The organism is Streptomyces sp. NPDC048392 (genome assembly GCF_043200575.1).
GTDB lineage: Bacteria > Actinomycetota > Actinomycetes > Streptomycetales > Streptomycetaceae > Streptomyces.
In genome coordinates this window covers 223342-233698 of sequence record NZ_JBICYB010000004.1, presented here as the reverse complement: position 1 = coordinate 233698, position 10357 = coordinate 223342, and the positions used below count along the sequence as shown (strand labels likewise).

Sequence of the window (10357 nt, the reverse complement as noted above, 5' to 3'; positions counted from 1 at the left end):
CGTTGGCCATCACCCTGCTCATCACCGACCAGAACCTGACCGTCCAGGGCGATCCCCTGACCGGCTGGACCGGCCTCGACGCGATGAAGAAGTTCAACGAGCCCGCAGCCGGCAGCGTGGTACTGCCCGCGTACCCGGAGGTCATGGCGCAGCTGCAGCGCGGCAACAGGCTCGTGGTCATCCGGGACGGATCCATCTGGACGGCGGGACCGATGGAGAAGCCCACCGACTACGAGTGGTCGGTCGACGGACAGCCCGGGGTCGGGCAGGTCACGGTCAACTTCTCGGACGACCTGGCGAAGGTCGCGGCGAAGATCGTGCTGCCCGAGCCTGCAGCGACGTGGGAGCTGCAGCACGGAGACACCTGGCGACAGTTCGACACGGTCAACTCCGAGACAATCATCCGCACGCTGGTCAACGAGAACGCAGGGCCGGGCGCCCGCGCGGACCGGCGCATCCCGCAGTTGGTCCTCGGCACGGCAGCCGGGGTCGGTACGGCGACGTCGGTGCGCACCCGGTTCGAACCGGTCCTGGACCCATGCCGCCTCGCCGCGTCCGCCGGGGGCCAGATCGGGTTCGGCACCCAGCAGGTCGGCCCGCAGATCGTATTCGGCTGCTACGCCCCGGTGGACCGTACGGCCACAGCCCGGTTCTCCACGGGCCTCGGGAACCTGCGCGGCATCTCCTACTCGCAGTCCGCGCCCGAGGTCACGCACGCGCTGGTCGCCGGCCGCGAGGACGAGGGCAGCAGTATCCGCACCTTCGTCCAGGTCGCCGACACCGCGGCGGCCGCCGCCTGGTGGCCGGTGGAGAAGTACGTGGACGGCGGCGCCGACGACGACACCAAGGGCGAGCTCACCGCGTCCGGCACCAGCGAGATCGCGGACGGTGCCGCCCCGGTCACGCTCTCCACCGTCACCGTCGACACCCCCGACCTGCAGGCCGGGCGGGACTACGACCTCGGCGACCGCGTCACCATCGCCCTGCCCCACGGCCTGGTCGTCACCGACCTCGTCCGCGCCATCACCCTGCAGGCCACCGCCGACGAGGGCGAGCAGATCGCCACCGTCATCGGTTCGCAGGACGCCACCACCGACCCGCAAATTGTGCGGCTGATCCGCACGCTCGGCCGCAGGCTGGGCCGACTGGAAACGAGGTAAGCCTGTGGTACAGCTGAGCTGGCCGAGCCCCGGCTACAACAGCAGGGCCGTCAACGACAGCGAGTACGAGGCGCTGTCCGCCCGGTTCGCGGACGACGGCATCGACGGCCGGCCCTCCGACCCGGCCGTCGTCACGGCCGGCGCCGGACTGTCCGTCAACGTCCGCGCCGACGTCTACGGCAACGTCCGCGGCCGCGCCTGGTCGTCGGGATCCACCACGGTCAACCTGCCCGTGGAGGCGAACGTCTCAGGGTCGACCCGCATCGACCGCATCGTGCTGCGCCTGGACCGCTCCGCCTGGACCGTCCGCGCCGTCGTCAAGGCGGGCACGCCCGGCGCCGGTGCCCCGGCCTTGTCGCAGACACTCGGCGAGACCGGCGTGTACGAGGTGCCGGTCGCCCGGGCCACCGTGCTGGCAGGGGCGGCGGCCGTCAGCGTGACGCGCGAGGAGTTGTACATCGGGACACGGTTCCGACCGTGCACGTCCTCCAGTCGCAACCCCATCCCGGTGGTCGGGGAGTTCGGGGTGGAGACCGACACAGGCCGGGTCATCAAGTGGAACGGCGCCAGTTGGGTGGTCATCTTCGGAGAGCCCGGGGAGATCACTGTCAACGCGTCCGTGTCAGGCTGGACCCCTACCTTCGATTCGACCCTCGAGTACGACGCCAACACGGTGCACCTCCGGCTCGGAACTTTCACGCGCACAGGTGGCTCTCTCTCGGCTGCCACCGATAGCCGGCTGCCGGTCCTGATCCCCGCCTCCTACCGGAATCCCAACCGGCTGGTTCGCACCCTGGCCTACATCACCGGTGCGTCGCCAGGGGTGCTGACCATCTATGCAGCGAACGACGCGCAACGTCCTGGCCAGGTGTGGCTGACGTCGCACCCGGCGCTCGTTCAGGGCAACGTGGTCATCCCTGGCCAGGTGTCGTGGGGGAGGGGGCGTTAATGGCGCGGTACACCTTCGGCGCCGGCGTCGCCGACTACGTGGTCCGGCCCAGCGATGGGCTGTGGGGTGTCGCCCCGAACACGGAGCTTACGTTCTGGTCCGCTCGCGACGGCGGCACCCAGTACACCGACCTCCTCGACTCCGGCGGCGCGGCCGCCACGTCGATCGTCACGGACGAGTACGGCGGCCTGCCGACCTTCTCCGGGCCCGACGACGTGGTGGGCATGTGGGTCGAGGCTGCGGGCGGACAGCGTGTGTGGATCGAGGCGCACAGTACGTCGGCGGGCGGTGGCGGGGGCGGCGGGTACACGTCGATCTCCCGGATCGTGGCGTCGGCGACGGCGCCGGCCGATGTGCGGGCCGCCGCGACCTGGGTGTGTGACGGCATCGCCGACCAGGTCCAGATTCAGCAGGCTCTCGACGACGCACGCGATGCCGGCGGCGGCGAGATCCAGCTGACCGTCGGTGACTACAACCTCACTGCCCCGCTCAGTGTGGAGGGGACGGACGACGTCGATGTGGAGATCGGCATCATCGTCCGAGGGCAGGGCGCCCGGGCCACGCGGCTGGTGGCAGGGGACGGGATCACCGCGGCGATCCACCTGACCAAGGTCGTCCGCGTCCAGTTCGAGTCCTTCGGGATCACGGTGGACGGGGCGACGGACGGCATCACCTCGTCCACCACCAACGGCGAGGCCTCCGGGCACCGCTCGTTCTGGAACTCGTCCTTCAAGAACATGCAGGTCACCGGGCCGTGGGACGGCAGCCACACCGGCTGGGCCCTCAACCTAGGCTCCCCATTCCGGTCGGTGTTCGAGAACATCGAGATCGGCGGGGTCGGCAACGGCGTCCGCCTCTACAGCGAGCACACCGACTTCAACCCGGGCGACTCGACGATCGAGCGGGTCTTCGTCGAGCTCGTCGGCGACGGCGGCACCGCCTACAAAGTGGAGTCCACCACCGCCGACGGCGTGATGAACCAGCTGAAGTTCGACATGTGCGAGGCCATCGCCAACGGCACCGGCTGCACCGGCATCGAACTGGGGGGCGGCGTCGGCCCCGTGCACCACACGCACTGGGAGGACACCAACCTCGAACAGTTCGACAAGCTCGTCGACATCCAGCGGGGCGGCGGCAACTCGCTCAACCTCAGCTACGTCGAACTGCGCACAGGCATCGCCGGGCTGACCGCGTTCACCTTCGGCGTGAACGCCTACAACAACGCGGTGCTCTCCTGCGGACTGCTGTTCGCCAGCGTCGACACGGTCCTCTTCGCCGACGGCAACACTGCGCTGCCGTCACACCCCAACTCGGTCGAGCGCACCCGCATCTACGCCGACGGCACCGCAGTCGTGAGCGGCACCGCCAACCCCGCGGGGACGACGATCCGCCGGGGCATCGTCGGCGAAGGCTCCGGCACGATTTCTGTGCTGCACCCGCCGGGAATCGACGCCCCCTCCCAGGTGATCGCTCTCACCGACGGGGCGGCCATCGCCACCGACGCCAGCCGCGGCCGCCATTTCAAGGTCACCATCGCGGGCAACCGGACGCTGAGCGTGCCGGCGAATCCGGTCGACGGGCAGCGGGTGATGTGGGAGGTCGTCGCCTCCGGCGGCGCCCGCACCCTCACCCTGGCCGGCGGCTCGGGCGGGTTCGTGTTCGGGTCGGACATCACCGCCCTGTCCGCCACCGTCTCCGGGACGACCGACTACATCGGCGCCATCTACAGTGCAGCCGCCAACGCCTGGCGGGTCATCGCCTACACCAAGGGGTACTGACGTGCCCGCGACCGCGACGCTCGTCGACGACTTCGACGACGGCACCGTCAACGGCGAACTCTGGCCCGGCAACTACGGGGTCTACTCCGAGGTCGGCGGCCGGGCCCGCATCCAGTGCGACCCCGACTACGGGGCCTACGTGTCCGCGTCGGCGTACACGCTCGCCGGCTCCTCGGTGTCCGTGCGGATCTACCCGCCCGCCGCCGGCGGCGCCACCACCTCGGCCTACGCCCAGCTCCTCCTGCCGCACTCGGTGGACGGCACCAACGTGAGCGCGAAAGTCGACCGGGTGACCGGCAAGCTGCGGCTCGCCTCGAACGTCGACTACTTCGACGGCAGCGCCGTGGAAGCGACCTACGATCCGGTCGCGCACGCCTACGTCCGCATCAGCGAGGCGAGCGGCACGCTGACGTGGTCCACCAGCCCGGACGGGTCGACGTGGACCACCAGGCGGACGGCGGCCACCCCGGCGTGGGTGACAGCCAGCACGACAATCAGCGTGCAGCTGGAGACCCGCCGCAACAACGGCACTGTGGACTACGCAGAGTTCGACGACCTCAACACCGTGCCCGTGGTGACCCCGCCCGCAGGCAACACCCGGCAGGCCGCGTTCTTCGCCCTGTTCTGACCGGCGCCCACCGCATCGCCCCACCGCCCCGGCCGCCGACCGGCCCCGGGGCATCCCTCACCTCTGGAGGCCTCATGGCCTGGTATCCCGGTGCCACGAAGTTGGAGCTGCAGCCCGAGTCGGACGCGCAGCCCGCGATCAAGCCGACCCAGTTCATCCTGCACAGCATCGTCGCCCCATGGACGCCGCGCCGCACCTACGAGTACTGGCGGGACTCCACCAACCTGGAGTCGCACTTCGGTCTCGGCTACGACGGCAGCCTCGGGCAGTTCATCGGCACCGAGACCCGAGCCGACGCGAACGGCCCAGCGAACCGGCGGGCCGACGGTACCGGTGCCGTCTCCCTGGAGTCCGCCTCCAACCTGCAGGCGTCGGACCCGTGGACCGACGAACAAGTCGAGGCGATCATCCGGCTCGGCGTGTGGCTGCACCAGCACCACGGCATCCCCCTGCGGATCTGCCGCAGCTCCACCGACCCCGGGTTCGGCTACCACCGCCTGTACTCCGCCTGGAACCCGGACGCGCACTCCTGCCCCGGCGACAAGCGGGTCACCCAGTTCCACACGGTCGTGTTCCCGGCGATCGTCGCCCGGGCCACCGGCAAAACCACCCCCGAGGAGGACGACATGCCCAGCGCAGCAGAAGTCGCAAAGGCCGTGTGGGACTACCGGATCCCGAACCCGGCCCGGCCCGACCAGCACGGCAAACCCGCCCAGACCCCCGCGTCCAGCTTCCAGCGCTCCGAGGACTCCCACTACGACCGGATGATGGCGACGCTGCGGACACTCGTCGCGCAGGGAGCCGCCCGGGACGCCGTCCTGGAACGCCTCGCCAAGGGCGGCGGCCTGACCCTCCCCGAGATCAAGGCGGCGGCAGAAGCCGGCGCCCAGGCAGCGCTCGCCCAGCTCGGCGAGACCCTCACCACCCAGGAGTCCTGACCATGACCGACATCAACCTGCCCAGCGCCGAAACCGTCGTGAAGACCGCGGGCACCTACGGCCGCGACCTCCTGGAGCGCGTCCTGTCGACGTTCCTGCAGACGTTCATCGGCGGCATCGTCATCACCACCCCGCTGGACGGCAGCATGTGGTACGCCGCGCTCGCGGGCGGTGTCGGCGCGGTCCTCGCCCTCGGCAAGGGACTCGTCGCCCGCTGGCGCGACGTCACCAACTCGGCCAGCCTCGCCAAGGGGGTCTAATGACGACGCCCGACCCGGGCGTGTACATCAGCACGGCCCAGATGTTCCAGGAGGTGAGGGACCTGGCTCAGACCGTCGGCCGGATCGAGTCCAAGGTGGACAGCTTCCTTGACGAGGCCAAGGACATCCGCTCCGACGTCCAGGACCACGAGCTCAGGATCCGCACCCTCGAACGCGCCCGCTGGCCCCTGCCCACGATCGGCGTCCTCGCCGGCGTCGCCGGTGCAGCGACCGGCGCCCTTGCTCTCTTCGCCCGATGACCGCGGCCCCGCTCTCCTCCGGGAGGGCGGGGCCGCTTTCGTGCGTCCGGGGGTACCCACAATCTGGGTACCCTTCTTGCCGGTACCGGCAAAAAGCCTGGTCACCGCCAAGGGTCCTCACTAGCGAGGACCCCTACGACTTGCCGCCCGCGGCAAGGGCCGGGACCGGTACGCCGCGGCCCCACAGCTCTTCAGCGTGCTCCGCGAACCGGTCGAAGAGGCCGCCCTGCCCGCGGCGCCGCACGTGCATCAGCGGGGAGTCGTGACCGACCAGGCGCGCCAGGTGCGGCGTGATGAGCGCCTGGTCGTCGAAGCGGAACACCGACAGCGACACGTGGTTCATGGCGTCCTCAGCCGCCGAGTAGCGCACCTCGATCTCCGGGACGTCGGCCAGCTTGGCCAGTTCCTCCAGGGACATGCGGATGCGGGTGGACACCGTGAGGGCCACGCCCTCGATGACCTCACGCTGCCTGGTAACGCCGCCGTCGGGGTCGCCGAGCAGGAACCGCATCCGGCACCCGGACTCCGCCTTCTGCCGCAGCGTCGACGCGAAGGCCGGCACCTGGGTCCACAGGAAGTAGTTGGTGTACCCGGCGAACAGCAGTTCCTCGGACGCTCCCGCGATCAGCTCCGCCCAGACTGTCGACGGGCAAGCGGACCGGTACGGGTAGGTCTGGACGACTTCACGGTCCCCGCCCGTCTTCAACCGCTCCCTGACGGCCTTGGGCCACAGCATGTCTGCCTCAACTCCCAGCGCCTGTGAGGCGTCTTCCCTGTTCCTTGCGTGCGGGATCAGCGCGTCGTCCGCGATCCAGCGTTCCACCGTCTTCCCCGATACCCCCACGCGAAGCGCGAGCTGTCTCGGGGAGATCCCGGCGGAATCCATAGCTGATCGTAAGGCCGTATTCAAGGCTCCCCCTGTGGACGTTTGGGCGCTTTCGAAGCTAGCGCCCGAACGCCCCAACTGTCTGCCCGCCGGAGCTGATTACGGCCTGATGGGGCATCACGATGGGTTCAAAGACCCCGGCAGCCGCGCGAACGGCCCCGGGGCGTGGCCAACGCTGACAGGAGCGTCGACATGGGAAACGCTACAACCCCGGCCGCCACCGAAACGGGGAGAGCCTCGGCCCCGCCGGACATCGCCACGGTGCGCGCTACGGTCCGCCCGCTGCTCGCAGCCGACGCCGACGAACCGGCGCCCGCCGAGCTGGCGAAGGTGACCGCAACACTGCGCGAGCACATCGCCGGCCTTCTTCCCGTCGTGGAAGACCTCACCAGGACGCTGCCCACCGACGACGTACCCCGGGCGTGCGCGCTCGCGTGCATCGGCGAGGCCCGCATGCGCCTCCGCCTCGGCGACGGGGACAACGCCACCGTCCGCCTGTCCGTCGCCGTCCGCCTCGCCCGCACAGCGAACGCGCTCGCCGACCACCACCAGACCCTCAGCCCCACGACCAGGAGGACATCATGACGATCGCCCCTGAGGCACCCACCCGGCAGGCCCCGGCATTCCTGGAACTGGAGATCACCGGGAAGTGCCAACTCACCTGCCCGTCCCTCTGCTACGCCAAGGCTGGCCCCACCGAAGGCCACGGCGACATGACGGCCGACGACTGGAAACGCCTCATCAGCGAGGCTGCCGAAATCGGCGTGGAGAAGGTGCAGTTCATCGGTGGCGAGCCGACCATGCACCCCCAGTTCGAGGCCCTGGTCCACCGGGCGCTCGGATCCGGGCTGGCGGTGCAGGTGTACAGCAACCTGTACCGCGTCCGGCTGGACCACTGGACCCTGTTCGCGCACCCCCGGGTGTCCCTGGCGTCGTCGTACTACAGCGACGTCGCCGAGGAGCACGAGCGGGTGACCGGCCGCAAGGGCTCGCACAGTTCGACCCGCGCGAACATCGTCCAGGCAGTGAAGCGCGGCATCCCGCTGCAGGTGGGCATCGTCGAAGTGTTCGACGGACAGCGCACCGCGCAGGCCCGCGACGAGCTGCTCGCGCTCGGCGTCCGCACGGTGAACCTCGACCGCGTCCGCAGCGTCGGCCGGGGCGAGGTCCACATGCCCAGCACCGCGGATCTGTGCGGCCGGTGCGCGGACGGCCGGGCCGCGGTCATGACCGACGGCACCGTCACCCCGTGCGTCCTGGGCCGCTTCCTGAAGACGGGCAACGCGAAGGCCGACGGGCTCAAGGCGGTGTTCGGCGGGCAGCAGTGGGCGGACACCGCGGCCAGCATCCCGCGGCGGTCCGCGCCGACGGCTGGCTGCACCCCGGCGGACTCCAACGACTGCGACCCGGCGAACACCGAAGCGTGCGATCCTGCCTACTACGCCCCGGCCCCGACGCCCGACCTCGGAGGGACCGCGTGATCTGGGAAACCGAAGCCGCAGCCCTCGCCGCGCGCGTGACCCACCGGTCCTCACCCTGGCGGGAAGCGGTCGCCCGCGTCCCCCGCCACGTCTTCGTGCCCACCTGGTGGGAAGCCGACGACGACCGCTGGGAACTGCGCGAGCCGGTCAACGAGGAGCAGTGGTACCCAGCCGCCTACGCCGACCGGTCGCTGATCACCCGCGTCGGGAACCTGCACGCCGACCGGGCGAAGGCCGACGACCACCCGACGGGCCGGCCGACGTCCTCGGCGACGCTGCCGAGTCTCGTCGTCTCGATGTTCCAGCACGCCCGGATCGACGACGGCGACGAGCTGCTCGACGTCGGCACGGGCAGCGGCTACGGCACAGCGCTCGCCGCATACCGCCTCGGCGACGAGGCCGTGACGAGCATCGACGTCGACCCCTACCTGGTGGAGGCCGCCCGCGACCGGCTCGCCACCATCGGCCTGCGTCCCAAGGTGACGGCAGCCGACGCAACCGCGCCTCTACGGGCGGAGGGCCAGTTCGATCGGATCGTGGCCACCGTCTCGGTGCGCCCCGTCCCCGTCGGCTGGCTGTCCGCGCTGTGCATCGGTGGTCGGCTGGTCACCACGATCGCAGGGACGTCGTTGATCCTCACCGCGGAGAAGCGTCCGGACGGGGCAGCGGTCGGCAGGGTGGAGTGGGACCGGGCCGGGTTCATGCCCGCCCGGCACGGCGCCGACTACCCGACTGGCGCCTCCAGCCTGCTGAAGACCGCACACGAGATCGACGGCGAGGACGTCACCACCAGCCCATACCCGGTCGTCGACGTCGCCAACGCGTGGGACCTCGACTCCATGCTCGGCATCACCGCACCCGGCATCGAGCACGCGTACTGCGATGAGGGGTATCGGCGTACCGCGGTCATGGCGCACACCGACGGCTCATGGGCCCGAGCCGTGTCCACGCGCGACGAGCCGACGGTCGTACACCAGGGCGGACCGCGCCGGCTGTGGGACATCCTCGACGAGCTACGGTCGTACTGGCTTCAGCACGGCGAGCTACCCGCGCGCGGCGCCCGCGTCCTCATCACCCCGGAGGGCGAGACCCGGATCGCACGAGGGAAGTGGCGCGCCGTCCTCTGACCGCGTGCCCCCGTGCCGCGGCCCGTCTCCCGCTCCCCGTCGGATGCGAGCCGCTCAGCCGATGAGGTCGGCGGGAGAGACCTCGAGGACCCAGGCGATGCGGAGCAGGGTGCTGACCTTCATCTCGTGGCCGGCCTCGACGTTCTGAACGGTGCGGCGGTCGATGCGGGCGGCCTGCCAGACCTGGTCCTGTGTAAGACCCTGGCGCCGGCGCTCTGCGCGTACGCGCTCGCCGATGGCCCGAAGGCGGTCGGGGGTCCAGTCGTCATCGTGGGGCAGGTCTCGCACCCGTCACACGCTGAAGTGATCAAGGTTCGGTGTCTGCGGACTGCACTCAGCTTTTTGCGATCTTGGATAGCCTCGGTGGACGCGACGCCACTTTCGCCATGGAGTGGCCGATGACCCGACCTTTGCGATCTACCCAAAGGCGCCCTCGCTGTTTTGCTCCCCAGGCGGACAGAGAGGGCAGCAACGCCCCCGCTGCAGCGGGGGCGTTGTGCTGTCGTGGTGATCGCGGTCAGGTGCTTTTCTACTCACCCGCTCGGCGAGCTAGACCGTGTCAGTCCCCGCCTGTTCCCGCGGGAACACCGAGTCGTATTGGCTGGCATTCAGCGTCATCGAACGACATCGAAAGCCACGCCTTTGTCCCGGTTCGGGGGATCATCGCAGGTCACAGTATGGTTCCGAATCAGGTTCAAGTCCCGTCACTCACCCTGAGCAGTCAGCCGGTGACCCTCGGAAGAGGGTCACCGGCTGACTGCGTTGCCGCGCCGACCGTTGCGGTGGGGGGGGGGGGGGGGCGGCCCCCCGCCCGCGCCCCCCCCCCCCCCCCCGCCGCCCCCCCCCCCCCCCCCCCCCCCCCCCCCCCCCCCCCCCCCCCCCCCCCCCCG

The 10357-nt window shown here is 70.4% G+C and carries 12 protein-coding genes; 10 read left to right on the top strand and 2 right to left on the bottom strand.

Translation table 11 applies throughout. The annotated features are described in order from the left end of the window. Positions 1-2 precede the first annotated feature (2 nt). From ACGFYH_RS09305 to ACGFYH_RS09275, 7 genes are all read left to right on the top strand, one after another. Positions 3-1160, top strand: a complete 1158-nt coding sequence (locus tag ACGFYH_RS09305; RefSeq protein WP_393802502.1) for a siphovirus ReqiPepy6 Gp37-like family protein — start codon at positions 3-5, stop codon at positions 1158-1160. Positions 1161-1164: 4 nt separating this feature from the next. Beyond that, positions 1165-2109: a hypothetical protein gene (locus tag ACGFYH_RS09300; protein ID WP_393802501.1), complete on the top strand. Its 945-nt coding sequence runs from the start codon at positions 1165-1167 to the stop codon at positions 2107-2109. After that, positions 2109-3887: a hypothetical protein gene (locus ACGFYH_RS09295; RefSeq protein ID WP_393802500.1), complete on the top strand. Its 1779-nt coding sequence runs from the start codon at positions 2109-2111 to the stop codon at positions 3885-3887. The genes ACGFYH_RS09300 and ACGFYH_RS09295 overlap by 1 nt, the downstream gene beginning before the upstream one ends. A gap of 1 nt (position 3888) precedes the next feature. Beyond that, positions 3889-4515: a hypothetical protein gene (locus tag ACGFYH_RS09290; RefSeq protein WP_393802499.1), complete on the top strand. Its 627-nt coding sequence runs from the start codon at positions 3889-3891 to the stop codon at positions 4513-4515. 74 nt (positions 4516-4589) lie between these two features. Then, the gene (locus ACGFYH_RS09285) at positions 4590-5453 is read left to right on the top strand and encodes an N-acetylmuramoyl-L-alanine amidase (RefSeq protein WP_393802498.1); all 864 of its coding nucleotides are present in this window, start codon (positions 4590-4592) and stop codon (positions 5451-5453) included. Positions 5454-5455: 2 nt separating this feature from the next. Continuing rightward, a complete protein-coding gene (locus ACGFYH_RS09280) occupies positions 5456-5713 on the top strand; it encodes a hypothetical protein (RefSeq protein ID WP_393802497.1) in 258 nt (85 codons plus the stop codon). Further along, positions 5713-5973: a hypothetical protein gene (locus ACGFYH_RS09275; RefSeq protein WP_393802496.1), complete on the top strand. Its 261-nt coding sequence runs from the start codon at positions 5713-5715 to the stop codon at positions 5971-5973. Before ACGFYH_RS09280 ends, ACGFYH_RS09275 begins: the two co-directional genes overlap by 1 nt. 133 nt (positions 5974-6106) lie before the next feature. Here ACGFYH_RS09275 and ACGFYH_RS09270 read toward each other — a convergent pair whose 3' ends face one another. Continuing rightward, positions 6107-6709, bottom strand: a complete 603-nt coding sequence (locus ACGFYH_RS09270) for a DUF5919 domain-containing protein (protein WP_393802615.1) — start codon at positions 6707-6709, stop codon at positions 6107-6109. 342 nt (positions 6710-7051) lie between these two features. On the opposite strand from ACGFYH_RS09270, the gene ACGFYH_RS09265 reads away from it, so the two are divergent. From ACGFYH_RS09265 to ACGFYH_RS09255, 3 genes are read left to right on the top strand one after another with little or no spacing between them, the layout of a single operon-like run. Continuing rightward, a complete protein-coding gene (locus tag ACGFYH_RS09265; protein WP_393802495.1) occupies positions 7052-7444 on the top strand; it encodes a DUF6415 family natural product biosynthesis protein in 393 nt (130 codons plus the stop codon). After that, on the top strand, positions 7441-8340 hold the full coding sequence (locus ACGFYH_RS09260; RefSeq protein ID WP_393802494.1) for a radical SAM protein: 900 nt from the start codon (positions 7441-7443) through the stop codon (positions 8338-8340). Before ACGFYH_RS09265 ends, ACGFYH_RS09260 begins: the two co-directional genes overlap by 4 nt. Beyond that, positions 8337-9467 (top strand): methyltransferase domain-containing protein, encoded by a 1131-nt coding sequence (locus ACGFYH_RS09255; protein ID WP_393802493.1) that lies wholly within the window; start codon positions 8337-8339, stop codon positions 9465-9467. The genes ACGFYH_RS09260 and ACGFYH_RS09255 overlap by 4 nt, the downstream gene beginning before the upstream one ends. 54 nt (positions 9468-9521) lie before the next feature. Here the strand turns inward: ACGFYH_RS09255 and ACGFYH_RS09250 are convergent, their stop codons facing one another. Beyond that, the gene (locus ACGFYH_RS09250; RefSeq protein WP_393802492.1) at positions 9522-9755 is read right to left on the bottom strand and encodes a helix-turn-helix domain-containing protein; all 234 of its coding nucleotides are present in this window, start codon (positions 9753-9755) and stop codon (positions 9522-9524) included. Positions 9756-10357: the final 602 nt, after the last annotated feature.

Bases quoted from the DNA above. Each gene is read 5' to 3' on its own strand.
- ACGFYH_RS09275 (WP_393802496.1), top strand. From the start codon at position 5,713: ATGACGACGCCCGACCCGGGCGTGTACATCAGCACGGCCCAGATGTTC.
- ACGFYH_RS09280 (WP_393802497.1), top strand. From the start codon at position 5,456: ATGACCGACATCAACCTGCCCAGCGCCGAAACCGTCGTGAAGACCGCG.
- ACGFYH_RS09265 (WP_393802495.1), top strand. From the start codon at position 7,052: ATGGGAAACGCTACAACCCCGGCCGCCACCGAAACGGGGAGAGCCTCG.
- ACGFYH_RS09285 (WP_393802498.1), top strand. From the start codon at position 4,590: ATGGCCTGGTATCCCGGTGCCACGAAGTTGGAGCTGCAGCCCGAGTCG.
- ACGFYH_RS09260 (WP_393802494.1), top strand. From the start codon at position 7,441: ATGACGATCGCCCCTGAGGCACCCACCCGGCAGGCCCCGGCATTCCTG.
- ACGFYH_RS09295 (WP_393802500.1), top strand. From the start codon at position 2,109: ATGGCGCGGTACACCTTCGGCGCCGGCGTCGCCGACTACGTGGTCCGG.
- ACGFYH_RS09270 (WP_393802615.1), bottom strand. From the start codon at position 6,709: ATGCTGTGGCCCAAGGCCGTCAGGGAGCGGTTGAAGACGGGCGGGGAC.